Origin of the sequence: Acidipropionibacterium timonense, from assembly GCF_900605005.1 — a bacterium.
GTDB lineage: Bacteria > Actinomycetota > Actinomycetes > Propionibacteriales > Propionibacteriaceae > Cutibacterium > Cutibacterium timonense.
In genome coordinates this window covers 2,271,870-2,289,674 of record NZ_LR027558.1, presented here as the reverse complement: position 1 = coordinate 2,289,674, position 17,805 = coordinate 2,271,870, and the positions used below count along the sequence as shown (strand labels likewise).

The window sequence follows — 17,805 nt, the reverse complement described above, 5'->3', positions numbered from 1 at the left end:
GCGGTCGCATCGAGCAGTTGTGAGGACCTGACGTGAGCAGAGCAGTCAAGAGGACACCCGACAACCTCCAGAGCGCCGGCACCGAGGACGCCGAGGAGACGAGGGTCATCCCTGCGGCCACCGACCGCGGCGAGGGCGACGAGGAGCTGACGAAGGTCTACCGTGACGAGGCCCCCGGGCGGACCGGGCAGGACCGTCCGGCCGAGGCGTCACGCCATGACGCCCCCCTCGTCGACACCGCCGCCCAGGCCTATGCCGACGAGCAGGCCCGTCGCCAGCGCGAGGCCGAACGTCGCGCCCGCGAGCGGGCCGACCGTGACCGGGCCCTGGGCACCGTGGCGGCGCCCACCGAGCCCGATCCCGTCGTCGAGACCGGTCCCCGACGCACCACGGACGGCGCCTTCGCGTCGCTGGGACTGCTCCTGTTCCGTCTGGTGCTCGCCGCGGTCATGGGTGTCCACGGGTTCCAGCACCTCACCCAGCGCGACGTCACCCTCAAGATCGTCACCGCCACCGGGCTGCCCTACCAGCAGTACCTCGTGTGGGTGCTCGGGGTGGCCGAGTGCCTCATCGCCCTCGCCCTGCTCCTCGGATGGTTCACCCGGCTCGCCGGGATCGGCATCCTCGCCATCGCCGTGCTGGCCCTGGTGTTCATCCAGTGGGGCAGCTTCAACATCTTCCGCACGGTCGGCTTCAAGGGTGAGCTCGAGTTCGTCCTGGCCGGGTGCGGCCTCATGCTCACCTGCGTGGGCAGCGGTGGGTGGGGGATCGACGCCGCCCGGCGTCGTGCCCGCGCCGCCCGCCGGGCCGCTCGTCGCTGACGCGGCGCCTCGGCTGGCGTCGGGGTGATCGTCTCGACCCTGCTGTCCACAGGCCCGAACACCCTCGACCTGCTGTCCCCACTGGCTGGAGTGCCTCCAACCTCCCCGGCCGCACGTCGTTCCGGACAACGCGGCTGCGCCCGCCCCACCGGCCACGTGGCGCCGGAATCTGCACTCTGCTCCCTGAATACCGGGAGCAGAGTGCAGGTTCCGGCGCTTGGTCACGACGGGTGGCGACTTGGGGAGCAAGGACGGCCCGGACACCGGCTCCGCCACGGTCGACGTCGCCGTCGACGACTGGCGCCGCCCGCGTCGGCCATCTGGCTCAACAGCTAGGCTCGTCGACATGACGAGGGTCATCGCCGTCGCGTTCCAGGAGTACGGCCAGCTGCACCACCTCGACGCCGGCGACCTGGCCGTGCGGGCGGGGGACTGGGTGCTGCACCCGACCCCCGACGGGGACGAGGTCGCCCGCTGCGTGTGGGGGCCCGAGGAGGTGGCCCTCGACGAACCCCTGCCGCTGTGCTCCGGTCCGGCCAGTTCCGAGCAGGTCGATCGCGCCGCCGCTCGCCGCGCCGATCGGGTACGGATCGCCGACATGGTGCGCGAGCGGATCGATGCGCACGGTCTGGCCATGGAGGTCGTCGCCGTCGACCTCGTCGAGAGCGCGGGGTCGAGGCTCGTCGCGGTGTACTTCCGGGCCCCGCGTCGGGTCGACTTCCGCACCCTCGTGCCCGACCTCGCCCGCACCCTGGGAGCCCGCGTCGACCTGCGTCAGGTGTCCGGACGAGACCCGGCCCGGCTCATCGGTGGGGCCGGGGTGTGCGGGCGTGAACTGTGCTGCACGACCTTCCTGCGCGATCCCGAGCCGGTCTCGATGCGCCTGGCCGCCATGCAGGGCCAGGGGTCGAACCCGCTGGCGGTGACCGGAGCCTGCGGCCATCTCATGTGCTGCCTGCGGTACGAGGCGCCCTACTACGCCGACTTCACCGCCTCGGCCGAGCAATCCGCCGGTGACGGCGCGCCGCGGGGCTGCCCCTTGGTCTCGGCCTGCTCGACCGCCGCCAGGAGGACGAACCGATGACCGGATCCCAGGCCTCCCGGACCACCCGGATGCTCGCGGCACTCGTCGGCCTCGCCGCCCTGCTCGTGGGCTGCACGCCGTCGTCCGGGCCCTCCTCGGGCAGCACGCCCGACCCCACCGTCACGACGCCGTCCGCCTCGGCCAGCGCCACCCGGGACGACCCGCCGGTCGCCTCCTTCGACGCCACGAAGCACGACCGGTTCACCGATCTCACGAGTCCCGACCGGCAGACACCGGCCGCCAGCACCGCCCGTCCCCAGGGCTTCACGAGCCCCCCGCCGGGCTCGGGGATGGGCCGCTACCTCGGCCGCACCATCGCCTGGAAGTCCTGTGGCTCGTTCCAGTGCGCCACTGTCGTCGTGCCACTGGACTGGGACCATCCGGATGGCCAGGCCATCACCCTGGCCCTCAAACGTCGACCGGCGACGGCGTCGCGTACCGGCACCCTGTTCCTCAACCCCGGGGGGCCGGGCGGCTCCGGCCGCGAGATGCTCGACAACTTCGACGCCTCCGCCTTCCCGCACGACGACGTCATCGGGTGGGACCCTCGCGGCACCGGCGGGTCGACCCCGGTCGTCTGTGGGACGGCGTCCCAAACCGATGCCTACCTCGGGCTCGACGCCTCCCCGACGACGACGGCCGGCTGGAACGCCCTCGTCACCGGCGTCAAGGCCTTCGCCCAGCAGTGTCGGGCCGGTTCGGGCGTCCTGCTCGACCACATCTCGACCATCGACACCGCCCGCGACCTCGACTACCTGCGTCACCTCGTCGGCGATCGGGAACTCACCTACCTGGGCGTCTCCTACGGCACGTTCCTCGGCGCCGTGTACGCCGAGCTCTACCCGAGCCGGGTCGGCCGACTGGTCCTCGACTCGGCGGTCAACATCACCGAGAACGACACGGTGAGCCAGGCCATGGGGTTCGACCGGGCCTTCCGTGCCTTCGCCGCGTGGTGTGCCACGGCCGGGGACCAGTGCGGGCTGGGCACGAGCGCCCGGGAGGTCATCGACCGCACGACGACCTTCCTCACACGCCTGTCGACCCATCCACTGGCCGTCGAGGGCCGCACCCTCACCCGCTCGGCGGCGGCGACCGGCATCGCCATGTACCTCTACTCGGGAGCTGACGGGTACAAGTACCTCGCCGGTGCCCTCTCCTGGGCCATGTCGAAGGGCACCGGGAGCTATCTCCTGGCGGCCTCCGACTACCTCAACGGGCGCGATCCGAAGACCGGTCGGTACAGCACGATGACGTACGCCTTCCCGGCCATCGGCTGCCTCGACGGGGGCGACAAGGGGCTCAGCCAGGTCAAGGAGGAGTACGCCCGCGACTCACGTGAGGCGCCGATCCTCGGACCGGCCTTCGGAGCCTCGGCGGTGTGTGCGTACTGGACGACGCGCCCCGCACCGCAGTTGAGGATCACCGCCAAGGGTGCCGCCCCGATCCTCGTCCTCGGGGTGACCGGCGACCCCGCCACCCCCTACCAGCAGGCCCAGTGGATGGCCCGGCAGCTCGACTCCGGAGTGCTCCTCACGTGGAAGGGCGCGGGTCACTCGGCCTGGGAACTCGGCAACGAGTGCGTCCACCGGGCGGTGACGTCATATCTCGTCGACGGCGTCGTGCCGCGTGACGGGACGACCTGCTGAGGGTCGCCGGAGCGACGACCCCGGGACTTGGATGGGCTGACTACCGTGGATCGCGAAGGACGATGACGGCAGGAGGTGAACCCGATGACCGTGGTGCGCGTGGCGCGGATCGCGGCGGTGGTGCTGCTGGCCGTCGGTGTGCTCGCCCTGGAGTGGGCGTGGCGCAACCACACGCTGTCGATCCTCGAGAGTCGGGACGGCAAGTGCGTCATGGTCGGGGCCAGCGTCGACAACGGTCGGGTGCCCGTCGTGTCGTGCGCCTCCGACGGAGCTCGGCGGGTGGCCCAGGTCGTCGCCCCGAGCGCGTCGTGCCCCGCGGGGGCGCAGAAGGTCAAGGTGCGCACCGAGCTCAGTCACGACACGGGGTACATCGGGGCCCTGTGCCTCACCCGGCCCTGAGTTCCGGGTGAGGTTGGGCCGAGTCATTCACGCGGGCACGGCTCGAGTCATTCACGCGAGCACGGCTCGAGTCATTCACGCGAGCACGGCTCGAGTCATTCACGCGAGCACGGCTCGAGTCATTCACGCGAGCACGGCTCGAGTCATTCACGCGAGCACGGCTCGACGCAACACATCCAGTGGCAGGCTTCCCATCGCCAGCGCCCTGTCGTGGAACTCCTTGAGGCTGAAGTGCTCCGGATCCTTGGCCCGGGCGGCGTCACGCAGCTCGATCCAGGTGCGCTCACCCAGCTTGTACGCCGGTGCCTGACCCGGCCAGCCGAAGTACCGATTGACCTCGAAGCGGGCCGAACCCTCCTCCATCGACACGTGGTTGTTGAAGAACGTCCACGCCTTGTCCCAGTCCCACTGGCCGCCGCCGACCTCGGCCGGGGCGTCGAACCCGCAGTGCAGGCCGATGTCGAGGATGACCCGGGCAGCTCGCATCGACTGTCCGTCGAGCAGTCCCATGAAGTGGCCGGGGTCGTCCATGAACCCCAGATCGGCCATGAGCCACTCGGCGTAGAGCGCCCAGCCCTCGCCGTGCCCCGACAACCAGCTGTTGCGACGCCAGGCGTTGAGCTGGTCGTGGTGGGCCATGGCCGCCGAGATCTGCATGTGATGGCCCGGGACGCCCTCGTGGTACACGGTGGTGAGTTCGCGCCAGGTCGTGAAGTCGGTGACGCCCTCCGGCACCGCCCACCACATCCGACCGGGGCGGGAGAAGTCCTCCGAGGGAGCGGTGTAGTAGACGCCGCCGTCGTGGGTCGGCGCGATCATCCCCTCGATCCGACGTGCTGCGGCGGGGATGTCGAAGTGGACCCCGTCCATGGCGTCGAGGGCCTCGTCGGCCCGCTCCTGCATCCAGGTACGCAGGGCGTCGGTGCCATGGATCTGGTAGCGCGGGTCGGCGTCGAGGATGGCCATGGCCTCGGGCACACTTGCCCCCGACGAGATCCGGTCGGCGGTCCGGTGCTGGAGGTCGACGATCCGGGCGAGCTCCTCCTGACCCCATCGGTAGGTCTCGGCCAGGTCGATGGTCGACCCGAGGAACTCGCGGGAGGCCAGTCGGTAGCGCTCGATGCCGACGGCGTCGACCCTGGTGGACTTCTCGAGCAGCTCGGTCTCGAGGATGCCGGCGGCCTTGTCGAAGGCCCCCTTGGCGACCTCGATACCGTCCGCCAGGTCGGTGCGCAGGTCGTCGGGCAGGGGCTCGTCGCCGAGGGTGGCGCCGGCCAGGTAGGTGTCGAGGAACCCGCCGTGGCCGGTCCAACCGCGCACCTGCTCGGCCAGCAGCCGCAGCTGCCGGGCCGCCGGGGCGACCCCGGCCTCGACGGAGGCGCGCTGTGAGGCGAGCCATCCCTCGACGGCTCCGGGGACCGCGTGCAGACGTCGGGCGATGGTCCGCCACTGCTCGGGGGTGTCGGTCGGCATGGCGTCGTAGACGGCCCGCACCGCGTGCAGGTCCGAGGCGATGCCGTTGACGCTGAGCAGGTCGAAGCCCTTGTCGTGGGACTCGGCCTGCAGACCCAGCACCGACCTCATGGCCGCGACGGTGATCCTGTCGACGTCATCGGTCGGCATGGCCCGGTCGAGGTCGTCGAGGGCGGTCATGAGGCGGCGGTAGTTGGCCTCACGCCCGGCCGGTGACAGGTCGTCGTACTCGTCCTGGTGCGCGTCCAGGCCCAGGTCCGTCGCCAGCATGGGGCTGGCCTCGACGACCTGGTCCCAGTAGCGGTTCGCGACGCGGTCGACCTCGGTGTCGGGGTGCGTCGCCGGGTTCTGCTCGATCTGCGAAGTCATGGACACGACGCTACCGGCGTCTTGCCTCATGTCAAGATGTCCGGATGAGCGCAGCGCTTGCCTCAGCTGAAATGTCCGGATGGAGATGAGTCAGGCGGCGGGTTGGTCGGTCTGGGTGCGACGTTCGGCTAGGCGGATGAGCTGGTTCTGGATGTCGGTGATCCGCCGGGCCAGATCGGCGGGGTTGAGCCTGTCGTGCTCGGCTGCCAGGCGGGCCCGTGTGGCGGGGTCCAGGACACGGGAGTCGACCAGCCGCTGGTAAGGGGTCTTGGGCTTGTCGTAGACCCGCTTCTTGCGCCCCGCGGAGGTGGTGGTCCAGCCGATGGCCTTGACGCAGGGCAGTAGGTGGTTCTTGCGGGCCATCACCGGGGGCCACAATTGGTTGAGCAGCTGAAGCTCGGTTGCGGTCTCGTAGCGGTATCTGAAGGCGTGGCGGCGGACCCAGTCGCCGTTGCGCTGCTCGACGTGGGCGTTGTCGTTCTTCTTGTAGGGCCGCGAGCGGGACATCGCGATGTCGTGGCCCTTCGCCCAGTCGATGAGGCCCCAGTTGATGAACTCCGACCCGTTGTCGACGTGGACCTCCGCCACGGGCACGGGCATCTGGTCGACGATCCGGTCCATGCCGGCCCCGATGTGGACGAATGCCTTGTTCTTGACCGTGGTCAGGACCGTGTAGCCGGAGACGGGCAGGGTGGCCGACAAGGTCCACAGGAATTCCCCGACCAGGGTGTGGCCGCAGTGGGCCACGGTGTCGACCTCTACCAGCCCGGGATCGGTGATCGGCCCGTCCAGGCTGGTGCGCAGGGGCACCGCGGCACGCAGGATGTGAGGGGCGGGTCGGGTGGCTGACAGGCCGGCGGCCGGGTAGGCGGCGTCCTTGAAGGGTTTCAGGTACCTGTCGATGGTGGCCGCCGACATGGAGCGCAGTTCGGTCAGCACCGCGGGGGTGGCCCGGCGGGTGACTTTCCCGAACTCCTTGAAGCGTTCCAGCCTGTTCAGGGTGTCGTCCATCACGGGGGCCAGGTACTTCCCGGAGGGCTGACCCGTCACGCTCCACACGTGCTGGAGGACCTTCACGGCGTCGTAGGAGTACTTGCGGGGCCGGGGCCGGCGCTTCTGCTGGGACGCGGCACCTTTCCGCGTCAGGGCTGCCCGGATCGCGCGGCGGGCGTGGTCACGGGTCCAGCCTGTGGTGGCGGTCAGGGAGTCCAGCAGCACCGACTTGTCCTTCTTCGATGCGGCCCGGTACTGGTGGGCGTACTTCTTGGTGATCTCACGGCGTGCGGCCATCGACAGCTCCCGATCCATGGCCCGGGCCTACACCGTCAGTACGCGGACATCCTCATCTGAGGCACGTGCTGCCGCATCCGGACCTTTTACGTGAGTCTCGTCGNCGTACTTCTTGGTGATCTCACGGCGTGCGGCCATCGACAGCTCCCGATCCATGGCCCGGGCCTACACCGTCAGTACGCGGACATCCTCATCTGAGGCACGTGCTGCCGCATCCGGACCTTTTACGTGAGTCTCGTCGACCGGTTTCGCACCCGATGCGGATGCCGGTATAGTTCTCCCGGTCCGCCTCGTGCGGTCACGCCGTCGTAGCTCAGTCGGTAGAGCGACGCTCTCGTAAAGCGTAGGTCACGGGTTCGATTCCCGTCGACGGCTCCACCAGCCCGTCCGCTTCGTGCGGGCGGGTTTCGTCGTGTCCGGCGGCCCCGACGCGGTCGTGCGGGTGGGGTCCCGTCGCAACGGCATCAGGAGAATCCCTCCAGCGCGGAATTGTTCCCCTGGAGGGGAACAATCGCTCCCTCCGGGGAGTTTCCTGACATCGGGTGCGGGAGCCCCGGCGCGCGAGCGTGCACCCGCGACCCCGCTCGATGCGCCAGCACATTCGGTCGATAGCATCGAGGTGAGAGTGCATCGATGTGCACAACGACGTGTGGCCCGGGCGCTCGCGGGTCAGGAGGAGACCATGTTCGACAGCATCATCATCGGAGCCGGCCTGGCCGGCCTCAGCACTGCGACCGAACTGTCCTCGGCCGGCCGCAAGGTTCTCGTCCTCGAGGCCCGCAACCGCGTCGGCGGCCGTGTCGAGAACGTCGTCCTGTCCGACGGTCACGTCGTCGAGATGGGCGGCCAGTGGGTCGCTTGGGGTCACGACGAGATGCGTTCGCTCATCGCCCAGGAGGGGTTGTCCCTCGTCGAGCCGAACCCCGGCGACATGGTGCTTCGCTTCGGCGGGCAGGTGACGAAGATCCACACCGAGCAGCCCGCCGCCCAGGACAGCCTCACCCCCTTCGAGTTCTCCGACGTCGGCCAGGCCCTGCTGCGCCTTCGTCGGCTCGCCGACCGGGTCGAGGAGAACCCGACCTGGGCGCAGGCGAACACCCGGTGGCTCTCTCAGACCTTCGCCCAGTGGACCACCGGCAACCTGCGCACCGACGGCGGCCGGGCCTACTTCACCCGGCTCGTCCAGCGGGCCCTGGGCATCTCCCCGGAGGTGACGACCCTCATCGACGCCCTGCACCAGGTCAACCGCGGGGTCGATCTCGAGTCCTTCGTCGCGGCCAACGGCGGCCTGCGCCAGGGACGGGTGCGTGGGGGCATGGCCCAGGTGACCAGTGCCCTGGCCGAGCGCCTCGGTGACGCCGTGCGGCTGTCTAGCCCGGTCACCTCCGTGCGTCACGACGCCGACCACGTCGTCGTCGAGGTCGAGGGCGGCCAGATCTTCGAGGGCCGCACGGTCGTCGTCACCGTGCCGCCGCGGCTGCTCAAGACGATCACCTTCGACCCGCCGCTGCCGCCCGAGCGGCTCGAGCTGGCCGAGAAGGTGCCCGCCGGCAATGTCATCAAAGCCTTCCTCGTCTACGACCACCCGTGGTGGCGCGAGCGCGGGGCCTCGGGCCAGATGAGTGCCGACGAGGGTGCCGTCCGCATCACCTTCGACACCTCCGACGACTCCGACCGGGGCATTCTCCTGGGGTTCTTCGAGGGCGCCGAGTCCTCCGGCTACGGCAAGCTCTCGCTCACCCTGCGTCAGCGGATCTTCGAGGAGGCGGTCGAGAAGGCCTTCGGCAAGGCCCCGAGCAAGCCGCTGGACTACGTCGACCGCGACTGGCTCGCCGAGAAGTACACCGCCGGCTGCCACGGCGCGCACTTCGCCCCCGGGTTGTGGACGGCGTCCGGGCCGGTGCTCGGTCAGCCCCTCGACCGGGTGCTCTTCGCCGGGGCCGAGTACGCCTCGACCTTCAACGGCTACATGGAGGGGGCGGTGCGCAGTGCCGCCGCGACCGCCGGCACGGTGCTGGAGATCACGTCCTGAGACCGGCCCGGGGACTCCGACGAGCCCCGGAGCACGGACGAGCCCCAGCACACGAAAGAGCCCCGGCACACGAAGGGGGGTGCAGCGCGAACGCTGCACCCCCCTGGCCTGTGGGTTCCGACTCAGATGGCGTCGACCCCGCGTTCCCCGGTGCGGATCCGGACGACCTCGTCGACCGTCGTCGCCCACACCTTGCCGTCGCCGATCTCGCCGGTGCGAGCGGCGGTGCAGATGGCTCCGATGACCTTCTCGGCCCCCTCATCGGTGGCCAGGACCTCGATCCGCACCTTCTCGACGAAGTCGATGGTGAACTCGGCTCCCCGGTAGACCTCGGTGTGGCCCTTCTGCCGGGCGTACCCGGAGGTCTCCGAGATCGTCATCCCGCCGACCCCGGCCCGGGCGAGGGCCAGGCGGACGTCGTCGATGGCCTCGGGTTGGAGGATGGCTGTGATGAGCTTCATGCGTCGACCTCCTCGGTCAGGTCGACCGGCGAGACCGGTGCGGTCGACGAGGTGGACTCGTGCGGGGCGCTGCGGGGGACGACCAGCGAGCTGTACCGGACGCTGGAGAAGTCGTAGCCCGACTCGGCGTGCTCGACGAGGTCGATGCCGTGGAGCTCCTCGCGGACCGTGAGGCGGATGCCCATGGTCTTCTTGATGACGGTCGCGATGGCGAAGGTGACGACGAAGCTGTAGGCCAGCACGGCCAGGGCGCACAGGGCCTGCACGCCGAGGAGCTTGAACCCACCACCGAGCAGCAACCCCTTGCCGTTGGCGGCCAGCGAGGCCGCGGGCATGAGTGTCGGGTCGCCGACCAGACCGATCGCCACGGTGCCGACCAGGCCGCCGACCATGTGCACCCCGACGACGTCGAGCGAGTCGTCGTAGTGGAAGCGGTACTTGAGGCCCACCGCCAGGGAGCACGCCACCCCGCACAGGACGCCGACGAACAGCGCCCCGAGGGGCGAGACAGCGGCGCAGGCCGGGGTGATGCCGACCAGGCCCGCGACCATGCCGGACGCCGCGCCGAGGGTCGTGGGGTGGCCGTCCCGGACCCGCTCGACGACCAGCCAAGCGAGCATGGCCGCCGCCGCACCGAGCAGGGTGTTCGTCCAGGCGAGACCGGCCTGCTCATTGGCGCCCAGGGCCGATCCGGCGTTGAACCCGAACCAGCCGAACCACAGGCCGCCGGCACCGAGCATGACGAGGGTCGTGTTGTGCGGACGCATCGGTCGCGACCCGAACCCCATCCGCGGCCCCAGGACGATGGCCAGAGCCAGCGCCCCGGCGCCGGCGTTGATGTGGATCGCGGTACCACCGGCGAAGTCGACGGCGTGCATGGTGTTGAGGATCCAGCCGGTGCCGAAGACCCAGTTCGCGGCCGGGAAGTAGCACAGGACGGCCCAGGCGATGGTGAACGTCACCCAGGCGCCGAACCTCATCCGGTCGGCCGGGGCGCCCGCCACCAGGGCGACGGCGATGATGGCGAAGGCGGACTGGAAGGCGACGAAGACGGTCATCGGAATGGTTCCGACGGTCTGGCCGAGCACTCCGTGGAGTCCGAGGTACTGGAGGGGGTTGCCGATGAGGCCTCCCCACATGGAGTCGCCGAAGGCCATGGAGTAGCCGAAGAGCGACCAGAGGATCCCGACGGTGGCCATCGGCACGACCGTCATCATGAGCATGTTGAGGACGCCCTTGGCGCGCACCATGCCCCCGTAGAAGAACGCGAGAGCCGGTGTCATGAGGAAGACCAGCGATGCGCTCGCCAGCACCCAGGCGGTGTCGCCTGCATTGATCTCGAGCAGTGGTGTCATGGCGTTCATCCTTGAGGACCGGGATGTCGTCGGTGTTCGACATCGGTTACCACCTGGTGACAAAAGGGCCGCCCGTGTTGCGGGTCGGTTACGGAGGTCCGACTGCCCGGACCGACGGTCCGGATCCCGCCCCGTCCCAGCTCCGGGCGCGGCACAGAGGTGTCCCGTATCCTTCCGATGTGGCGCCGACCGGTGTCACATCGGCGTCGGAGGGGGTTTCGGATGTTCTGTGCGCGATGTGGGTCGCCGGTGGGACCCCAGGACTCCGTGTGCCCGCAGTGCTCCCTCGACCTGCGGCTGTCGGGGTCGGTGCGGATGACCGACCCGGCCCTCGAGGAGACCCTGCACCACCCGCTCGACCCCATCGGCGACGCCACGGTGGTGCTGCCCGGCGCCGACACGCGGTCGGCGGGAGATGTCCGCGCCGACGAGACGCCGACCCGTCCGTTCGACGGGGTGCCCGCCGATGCCTCCGACGGGGAACCGGTGACGAATGGGACGAGGACCGAACCTCCGTCCGTGACCGGTGCTCCGGAGATGCCCGCCGACTGGTTCCGTGACCCGGAGGCCGAACGGACCGCGGTCATGCGTCCGGTCGCTCCCGCGCCGGCCGTCTTCTCCCCGCCGGCTCCTCCCACCGGCCCGGACGAACCCGAGGAGCGGCCCCGTCAGCGTCGGGGAGCGTCGGGGCTCGCGGTCCTGGCCGTCGTCCTTCTCGTGGCCCTGGTGCTTCTGGTCCTCGTCGTGTGGTGGCTCATCGGACGTGGATCGGGCAGCGCCATCCCCGCCGTGCCCCGGGTGACGCCGTCGGCGAGCGTCGCTGCCAGCTCCTCGCGCCCCGCGCCGAGCGCGGCCGAGTCGTCGGCGGAGGTGGCCCCGTCGACCTCCGTGTCGGCAACCTCGGAGACGTCGACCGGCGTGCCCTCCCGGAGCGCCGGTGAGGAGCAGTCGACTCCTGCGGTCAGTCCCAGCTCGGTCGCCTCGTCGGCGGCGGCCAGCCTGCCGGCCGGGGCGAAGCAGTGTGCCGATGGCGTCGGAGCTGCCGGGAGCGCCTCCTGCCCCTTCGCCATCGCCGTGGCCGACGCCGTCCCGCAGAACTCCTCGGGCACCTTCCACGTCGTCGCGCACAGCCCGGTCACCGGCAAGGACTACGACATGACCTGCGTCGCGGCGACCTTGACGACGTGCACCGGCGGTAACGACGCCGTCGTGTACATCGCACGGTGAGGCACAGCGCGCAGGGCGTCGCGCGGTGAGGCACAGCGCTCCCGGGGTGACACGCAGGAGCGCCGCTCGGTGACTACAGGGCCGGCTCCTGCGTGGCGACCAGGCTCGTCGCGGTCGAGTACTCGTCGAGCAGCTCGGTCCACGGCCCGTCGAGTCGGATCTCGGTGAGGGTGCCCGCCGGGAAGTGGCACGAGAGCTCGGAGGCCGCCGCCGGGTCCGAGGCGTCCGACAGCTGCGCGGCCAGCTGCGGGATCGCCGGTGAGTGCGCGACGACGAGGAGGGTCCCGACCTCCTCGGGGGTCTCGGAGATCCGTTGCCGCACGGTCCCCACACCCGCCCCGTAGAGCGCACGCATCGTCTCGACCTCGCAGTCCAGTCCGAGGCACTCGAAGGTCTGACGGGTGCGCACGGAGCTCGAGACCATCGCCAGGTCGACCCCGCGCAGGGTCAGGGTGCGCCCCGCCTCGGCGGCCTGACGCCGTCCCAGCGCGGTGAGCGGGCGGTCGTGGTCGCCCCCGCCGTTCGGGGCGACGTGGGCCGGCTGGGCATGGCGCATGAGGAACAGCGTGTGCATGGGCTCATCCTCCCATCGGACCTCGCCCGGGCGGGCCTGCGACCGACGTCGGCCGGACGCGTCGACGCTCGGGCCCTACCATGGCGCCATGGCCCTGACCGACATGACCCTCGAGGAGGCACGCCAGTACGTGCCCGACCGGCCCGAGCCGACGGGGTTCCGCGCCTTCTGGGAGCGCACCCTCGATGAGCACGACGGCATCGACCTCGATCCCCGGATCACCCGCTACGACAACCGGCAGCGTCTCGTCGACACCTACGACGTCGACTTCGCGGGATATGCCGGCACGCGGGTGAGTGCCTGGCTGCACGTGCCGGCCGGGGCGAGTGGCGGGCTGCCGCTGGTCGTGCAGTACCAGGGGTACTCGTCGTCACGAGGAGTGCCGCTGGCCACGCCCTTCGTCGGTGCCGGGTACGCCCATCTCGTCGTCGATCCGCGGGGCCAGGGCTGGGCGCACCCCAACATCGTCGAGAACTCGCCGGACGCCGGCCCGTGGGGCGGGTCGGGGGCGCCGGGGTTCATGACGCCGAATCTGTCGAACCCCGACGACCACTACTTCCGGCGGCTCTACGTCGACGCCTTCCGGGCCCTCCAGGTCGGGTTGGGACTCGACCTCGTCGACCCCGGGCGGGTCGTCGTCCAGGGACATTCCCAGGGCGGGGCGCAGGCGATCGCGGTGTCCGGGCTGGCGGCGATGCGCGGGGTGGGGTTGACGGCGTCCTTCGTCGACGCGCCGTTCCTCTGCGACATCCGGCGCGCCCTCGACGTCGCCACGGGTGGGCCCTACCTCGAGGTCGTCGCGTACCTGCGATCCCATCCGCACCTGGTGGGGCGGGCGTTGGGGACCCTCTGCCTCTTCGACAACCTGCACCTGGCGAGGTATGCCGCCGACCCGGCGTACTTCTCGGTGGCCATGATGGACCCGGTCTGTCCACCCTCGGGCTGCTGGGCCGCCTACAACCTGTGGGGCGAGCTGTCCCCGCGCGGGCGCCAGGGTATGCCCAAGCAGATGGCGGTCTACCCCTTCGCCCAGCACTCCGCCGGCGAGGACGTCCAGACGTGGAACCAGCTCGGTGTCATGGAGCGGCTCCTGACGCGGTGAGGTGCCTCCCCCTCCACCGTGGGTTCACAGGATTGCGACAGCACGGGAACAGACGGCGTCACCAGTATGGTCCGCGCAGGGTGTGAGAGGTCGTGGACCGGGGGTGGGGAACGGTGTGGAAGCGGATGGCGGCGGTCATCGTCGCGGTCGTGGCGGCGACCTCGCTGGGGATCCGGGCAGCGCACGCCGCCGTGCTGCCGCTGCCGGCCCGTCATCTCGGTCATGCCGTCGTGCAGGTCGCGACCGAGGTCTCGAGGTCGGTGACCTCGTCCCAGGACTCGACGTCCAGCGCGGCCAGCACCGCCTCGAGTTCCTCGGCGGCGGCCTCGACGACGTCCGCGTCGCTGGGGGCCACGGTCGGCGCGCTCTTCTCGGCCGGGTCGACCACCCATTCCTGCACCGCCAGCGTCATCGACAGCCCGAGTGGCGACCTCATCGTCACCGTCGCCCACTGCGTCAGCGGGACCGGGGTGGGCATGACCTTCGTGCCCGGCTACTCCAACGGCTCGGCGCCCTACGGCACGTGGACGGTGCGGGCCGCGTACGCCCCGGCCGGGTGGGTGTCCTCCCAGGACCCCGATGACGACATCGTCGTGCTCGAGGTGGCATCCCGGACGATCGACGGCGTCTCACGGACCCTCGAGAGCGTCGTGGGGGCCGAGGAGATCGGCACGAACGCGTCGGCGGGCACGACGGTCACGGCCATGGGGTACGTCCGTGGCACGAGCGGATCGGTCACGAGCTGCACCACCTCGGTGACGTCGACGACGAGTTCGGCGGCGTCCTCGGGGTCCGTCGCCACGATCGACTGCGCTGGTTTCGCCGGCGGCACCAGTGGTGGGCCCTGGCTCCAGCGGACGACGACGGGCTGGGCCATCGTCGGGATCGTCGGTGGTGTCAACCAGGGCGGATGCAGCGCCGACGTGTCCTACTCACCGCCGTTGGGGTCGACCCTCGAGGCGCTCGTCGCCCGGGCCGGGACCAGTGGCGACACCCTTCCTGCTCCGGGGTCGGACGGCTGCTGAGGCCGACCGCCACATTTCCCCGCGGAACGTCGCGCGGTGACGGTCGGGCGGCTCGTGACGACGGTTGCGCGGCGAATCGTGGCGGGTCGCCCGAGTACCCGGGTCAGCCGACCGGCCTGGCCGCCACGGCCACGTCCCGGTGGATCGAGGAGTCCACCCGGTGCTCGAGGCCCTGGTGGAGGGCGTCATCGAGCGGTTCCAGGCCCGCCTTGGCCATGATGTCGAGGAGGTCCTCCCGGGCCATGCCGAAGGTGTTCCACGAGATGCCCATGGCCCCGCCGGGCCGCAGTTGGCCGGCCCACACCGGCACCGCCTCGGCGAGCAGCTCGGCGGGGGAGCGGTCGCGGTTGCGCGGTGAATCGTGGCGGTCCGCGTCCCCCCCGCGGCCGGGCGCGCGCAGGGCCGACCCGCGTCCGGGCCCCCGCCGGTCGCCCCGGCCGGTCGTCGAACCGTGGACGACCCCGTAGGGCGCGTCGACGACGACGGCGTCGAAGAGCTTGCGGCCCCACAACGCCGCGGAGTCGCGGGTGTCGCCGGTGAACACGCCCATGGTCAGGGGTTCGGCCTCGGGCAGGCGCAGCTCGGCGTCGAACCGGCGCCCCAGGGATCGACCCTCCCGACGCACCGGGTGCATCCCGGCGGTGTGCTTGAGACGCTTGTGGCGCAGCCAGGTCGTCATGTGGGCCGACAGCGCCTCGACCGCCTTGGCATCGACCTCGACCCCGAACCCGTCATGGCCGAGCAACCAGGCGGTCTGGAGGGTGGTGCCGCGTCCGGCCATGGGGTCGAGCACCGCCAGACGTCGGCCCTCGGCCAGCCGCTGGGCGACCTGCTCGCGCGTGGCGGCGAGGGTGACGTTGAGCAGCAGCCGGGTGAACTGCTCGTTGGTCTTGCCGCGGTACTTGGGGATGGTGACGAGGTCCTCGTCGAGCGCCCCGGTGACCGGCAGCTCGACCGGCTCGAGCAGGTCACCGTGTCGCACGAAGAGGGCCAGGGTCGCCGACGCCCGGGCCATCGGGGCCAGGACCGGCGCGAGTTCGTCGACGGTCGCCTCGAGGTAGTCGACCCCGGCGATCCGGACCGGGCTCACCTGGCGCACCTGCGGGCAGGTGAGGGCGATCTCGGTGGCGGCGAGCCGGGGGGCCTGGCCGGCGTACACGTGGTTGGCGGACGGGGCCAGGAGGACCAGGAGGGAGGGCACGGCCGCATTGTGCCACGCCCGGCGCGTCCGCCCTGCCGGACGGCGCCGTCACCGCCGAGCCGGTCGGCGTATCATCAGCACCGGCGATGGACCCCGCCGGGACGAGATGTCCGAACCGCCGCATGGCTGATGGCTCCTGCTGCACCGACAGGAGTGTGTCCATGACCGATGCCGTCGACCCGCGTCCCGGGGCCCCGAGCGTCCCGACGCCGACCGAGCCGGGCCAGCGGCCCCGCCGCCCGTGGATCGACCCCGACGTCGACCGGGCGACCGGTGACAGCGCCCGTCCCCTGCACCTGCGCTGGCGATACCTCTACGTCGTCCTGCTCGGCGGATGCCTGGGCACCGTCGCACGGTGGGCCCTGGGTGACGCCCTGCCGGCGGTCCACGGCTGGCCGGTCGGCACGCTCGTCGCCAACCTGCTGGGCTGCGTGGCCCTCGGGTGGCTCTCGGAGGGGCTGGTGCGCTCGGGTGAGGACCGCGGTTGGCTGCGCTTGGCCCGACTGCACTTCGGCACCGGCTTCTGCGGGGCCTTCACGACCTACTCCTCCTTCGCCATGGAGTCGGTCCTCCTGCTGCGTGGCGGGCACGACGCCGTCGCCCTGGGCTACCCGGCGATCACCCTGGTCGCCGGGGCCGGCGCGGCGTGGCTCGGCATCGTCCTGGCCGTGCGCACCACCGGGAGGCCGGCATGACCCTGCTCATGATGGTCGCCGGAGGCCTCGGCGCGGTGGCCCGGTTCGTCCTCGACGGCTGGCTGCGCGGGCGGCGTCAGACCCTCATGCCCTGGGGAACCTGGGCGGTCAATCTCCTGGGCAGCCTGGCCATGGGGGTGCTCACCGCCCTCGTCCTCGCCGACGGCGTCGACCCGCGGCTCAAGCTCGTCCTGGGGACCGGTTTCCTCGGCGGGTTCACGACCTTCTCGACGGCCAGTGTCGAGACGGTGAGGCTGCTCGGCAAGGGGCATTGCTGGGCCGGTCTGCTCAACTGTCTGGGGATGGCGGTGGGTTGTCTGGGGGTGGCCTGGTTGGGGTTCTGGTTGGCGTCCTGAGGCCTCGTCCGCCCTGGCCCTCACCGCCCCGGGAAGGGCCCGCCGGGACGCATCTGCGGCGGGCCCTGACAGCCTGGGAACTCAGGCGAGGTTGACGTTGTGGTGCTCGTACGGGGTGCCCTTGGCCCGCTCGATCGACGCCTTGATCTCGGCCTCGGCGGCTTGGCGGTCGGCCCACGTGGCGCCCTCGACGGACTTGCCGGGCTCGAGGTCCTTGTAGACGGTGAAGAAGTGCTCGATCTCCATGAGGGTGAGGTTGGAGACGTCGTCCATGTCGATGAGGCCGTCCCGGCGTCGGTCGGCGGCCGGCACGCACAGCACCTTGTCGTCGCCGCCGTTCTCGTCCTGCATCTGGAACATGGCGATCGCCCGACACTCGATGAGGCAGCCCGGGAAGGTCGGTTCGGGGACGAGGACGAGGGCATCCAGGGGATCACCGTCCTCGCCGAGGGTGCCCTCGATGAAGCCGTAGTCGTAGGGGTACTGCGTCGAGGTGAACAGCGTCCGGTCGAGCCGGATGCGTCCGGTCTCGTGGTCCATCTCGTACTTGTTCTTCGTCCCACGGGGGATCTCGATGGTCACGTCGAACGTCAGCGCGTCGGGCAGTTCCTCCGCGAAGATGTTCATGAAGTCGTCGGTCACTGTTGACCCTCTCTTGTCTCTGGCGCCTCGATGTCGCACACTGTATCCAGTTT

At 70.8% G+C, this 17,805-nt stretch carries 17 protein-coding genes, 1 tRNA gene and 1 riboswitch; of the genes, 11 read left to right on the top strand and 7 right to left on the bottom strand.

Annotated features, from left to right (window positions below):
* The first annotated feature begins 32 nt into the window (after positions 1-32).
* The 4 genes from E0E30_RS10795 to E0E30_RS10780 all read left to right on the top strand — a co-directional run bounded on the left by E0E30_RS10795 (position 33) and on the right by E0E30_RS10780 (position 3,950).
* Positions 33-821, top strand: coding sequence for a DoxX family protein (locus tag E0E30_RS10795; RefSeq protein WP_130866278.1), 789 nt, complete (start codon positions 33-35; stop codon positions 819-821).
* A gap of 346 nt (positions 822-1,167) precedes the next feature.
* Positions 1,168-1,905, top strand: a complete 738-nt coding sequence (locus tag E0E30_RS10790) for a PSP1 domain-containing protein (protein WP_130866277.1) — start codon at positions 1,168-1,170, stop codon at positions 1,903-1,905.
* Positions 1,902-3,551: an alpha/beta hydrolase gene (locus tag E0E30_RS10785; protein WP_210115821.1), complete on the top strand. Its 1,650-nt coding sequence runs from the start codon at positions 1,902-1,904 to the stop codon at positions 3,549-3,551. The genes E0E30_RS10790 and E0E30_RS10785 overlap by 4 nt, the downstream gene beginning before the upstream one ends.
* An 84-nt stretch (positions 3,552-3,635) precedes the next feature.
* A complete protein-coding gene (locus tag E0E30_RS10780; RefSeq protein ID WP_130866276.1) occupies positions 3,636-3,950 on the top strand; it encodes an LppU/SCO3897 family protein in 315 nt (104 codons plus the stop codon).
* Between the two features lie 147 nt (positions 3,951-4,097).
* Here E0E30_RS10780 and E0E30_RS10775 read toward each other — a convergent pair whose 3' ends face one another.
* A complete protein-coding gene (locus E0E30_RS10775; protein ID WP_130866275.1) occupies positions 4,098-5,792 on the bottom strand; it encodes a DUF885 domain-containing protein in 1,695 nt (564 codons plus the stop codon).
* A 90-nt stretch (positions 5,793-5,882) separates the two neighbouring features.
* Positions 5,883-7,100, bottom strand: coding sequence for an integrase catalytic domain-containing protein (locus tag E0E30_RS10770; RefSeq protein ID WP_130866274.1), 1,218 nt, complete (start codon positions 7,098-7,100; stop codon positions 5,883-5,885).
* Positions 7,101-7,384: 284 nt separating this feature from the next.
* Here E0E30_RS10770 and E0E30_RS10765 point away from each other — a divergent pair.
* Both E0E30_RS10765 and E0E30_RS10760 read left to right on the top strand, forming a co-directional pair.
* A tRNA-Thr gene (locus E0E30_RS10765) sits at positions 7,385-7,460 on the top strand.
* A 304-nt stretch (positions 7,461-7,764) separates the two neighbouring features.
* On the top strand, positions 7,765-9,114 hold the full coding sequence (locus E0E30_RS10760; protein WP_130866273.1) for a flavin monoamine oxidase family protein: 1,350 nt from the start codon (positions 7,765-7,767) through the stop codon (positions 9,112-9,114).
* Between the two features lie 122 nt (positions 9,115-9,236).
* Here E0E30_RS10760 and E0E30_RS10755 read toward each other — a convergent pair whose 3' ends face one another.
* Positions 9,237-9,575: a P-II family nitrogen regulator gene (locus E0E30_RS10755; protein WP_130866272.1), complete on the bottom strand. Its 339-nt coding sequence runs from the start codon at positions 9,573-9,575 to the stop codon at positions 9,237-9,239.
* Positions 9,572-10,930: an ammonium transporter gene (locus E0E30_RS10750; protein ID WP_210115820.1), complete on the bottom strand. Its 1,359-nt coding sequence runs from the start codon at positions 10,928-10,930 to the stop codon at positions 9,572-9,574. The genes E0E30_RS10755 and E0E30_RS10750 overlap by 4 nt, the downstream gene beginning before the upstream one ends.
* A 249-nt stretch (positions 10,931-11,179) precedes the next feature.
* Here E0E30_RS10750 and E0E30_RS10745 point away from each other — a divergent pair, with 249 nt between their 5' ends.
* Entirely contained in the window at positions 11,180-12,157 is a 978-nt protein-coding gene (locus E0E30_RS10745; RefSeq protein WP_130866270.1) for a hypothetical protein, read from the top strand.
* A 73-nt stretch (positions 12,158-12,230) separates the two neighbouring features.
* Here the strand turns inward: E0E30_RS10745 and E0E30_RS10740 are convergent, their stop codons facing one another.
* Positions 12,231-12,731, bottom strand: a complete 501-nt coding sequence (locus tag E0E30_RS10740; RefSeq protein WP_130866269.1) for a SixA phosphatase family protein — start codon at positions 12,729-12,731, stop codon at positions 12,231-12,233.
* A gap of 88 nt (positions 12,732-12,819) precedes the next feature.
* On the opposite strand from E0E30_RS10740, the gene E0E30_RS10735 reads away from it, so the two are divergent.
* A complete protein-coding gene (locus tag E0E30_RS10735; RefSeq protein WP_130866268.1) occupies positions 12,820-13,833 on the top strand; it encodes an acetylxylan esterase in 1,014 nt (337 codons plus the stop codon).
* A 92-nt stretch (positions 13,834-13,925) separates the two neighbouring features.
* A complete protein-coding gene (locus tag E0E30_RS10730) occupies positions 13,926-14,858 on the top strand; it encodes a trypsin-like serine peptidase (RefSeq protein ID WP_130866267.1) in 933 nt (310 codons plus the stop codon).
* Positions 14,859-14,961: 103 nt separating this feature from the next.
* Here E0E30_RS10730 and E0E30_RS10725 read toward each other — a convergent pair whose 3' ends face one another.
* Positions 14,962-16,059, bottom strand: coding sequence for a TRM11 family SAM-dependent methyltransferase (locus E0E30_RS10725; RefSeq protein WP_130866266.1), 1,098 nt, complete (start codon positions 16,057-16,059; stop codon positions 14,962-14,964).
* A gap of 73 nt (positions 16,060-16,132) precedes the next feature.
* Positions 16,133-16,205, top strand: a riboswitch (Fluoride riboswitch).
* Between the two features lie 15 nt (positions 16,206-16,220).
* On the opposite strand from E0E30_RS10725, the gene E0E30_RS10720 reads away from it, so the two are divergent.
* Together E0E30_RS10720 and crcB are read left to right on the top strand one after the other, a co-directional pair.
* Positions 16,221-16,754 (top strand): fluoride efflux transporter FluC, encoded by a 534-nt coding sequence (locus tag E0E30_RS10720; RefSeq protein ID WP_130866265.1) that lies wholly within the window; start codon positions 16,221-16,223, stop codon positions 16,752-16,754.
* Positions 16,751-17,110 carry a fluoride efflux transporter CrcB gene (gene crcB, locus E0E30_RS10715; RefSeq protein ID WP_130866264.1) on the top strand — a complete coding sequence of 120 codons (360 nt, stop codon included), beginning with the start codon at positions 16,751-16,753 and terminating at the stop codon, positions 17,108-17,110. The genes E0E30_RS10720 and crcB overlap by 4 nt, the downstream gene beginning before the upstream one ends.
* 81 nt (positions 17,111-17,191) lie before the next feature.
* Here crcB and E0E30_RS10710 read toward each other — a convergent pair whose 3' ends face one another.
* Complete coding sequence (locus E0E30_RS10710) at positions 17,192-17,752, bottom strand: inorganic diphosphatase (protein ID WP_130866263.1); 561 nt, start codon at positions 17,750-17,752, stop codon at positions 17,192-17,194.
* Between the last annotated feature and the right edge of the window lie 53 nt (positions 17,753-17,805).

Excerpts from the sequence above, each read along its gene's own strand:
- E0E30_RS10760 (WP_130866273.1), top strand. The coding sequence starts at position 7,765 with ATGTTCGACAGCATCATCATCGGAGCCGGCCTGGCCGGCCTCAGCACT.
- E0E30_RS10750 (WP_210115820.1), bottom strand. The coding sequence starts at position 10,930 with ATGACACCACTGCTCGAGATCAATGCAGGCGACACCGCCTGGGTGCTG.
- E0E30_RS10790 (WP_130866277.1), top strand. The coding sequence starts at position 1,168 with ATGACGAGGGTCATCGCCGTCGCGTTCCAGGAGTACGGCCAGCTGCAC.
- E0E30_RS10775 (WP_130866275.1), bottom strand. The coding sequence starts at position 5,792 with ATGACTTCGCAGATCGAGCAGAACCCGGCGACGCACCCCGACACCGAG.
- E0E30_RS10780 (WP_130866276.1), top strand. The coding sequence starts at position 3,636 with ATGACCGTGGTGCGCGTGGCGCGGATCGCGGCGGTGGTGCTGCTGGCC.
- E0E30_RS10735 (WP_130866268.1), top strand. The coding sequence starts at position 12,820 with ATGGCCCTGACCGACATGACCCTCGAGGAGGCACGCCAGTACGTGCCC.
- E0E30_RS10720 (WP_130866265.1), top strand. The coding sequence starts at position 16,221 with ATGACCGATGCCGTCGACCCGCGTCCCGGGGCCCCGAGCGTCCCGACG.
- E0E30_RS10755 (WP_130866272.1), bottom strand. The coding sequence starts at position 9,575 with ATGAAGCTCATCACAGCCATCCTCCAACCCGAGGCCATCGACGACGTC.
- E0E30_RS10785 (WP_210115821.1), top strand. The coding sequence starts at position 1,902 with ATGACCGGATCCCAGGCCTCCCGGACCACCCGGATGCTCGCGGCACTC.
- E0E30_RS10740 (WP_130866269.1), bottom strand. The coding sequence starts at position 12,731 with ATGCACACGCTGTTCCTCATGCGCCATGCCCAGCCGGCCCACGTCGCC.
- crcB (WP_130866264.1), top strand. The coding sequence starts at position 16,751 with ATGACCCTGCTCATGATGGTCGCCGGAGGCCTCGGCGCGGTGGCCCGG.
- E0E30_RS10770 (WP_130866274.1), bottom strand. The coding sequence starts at position 7,100 with ATGGATCGGGAGCTGTCGATGGCCGCACGCCGTGAGATCACCAAGAAG.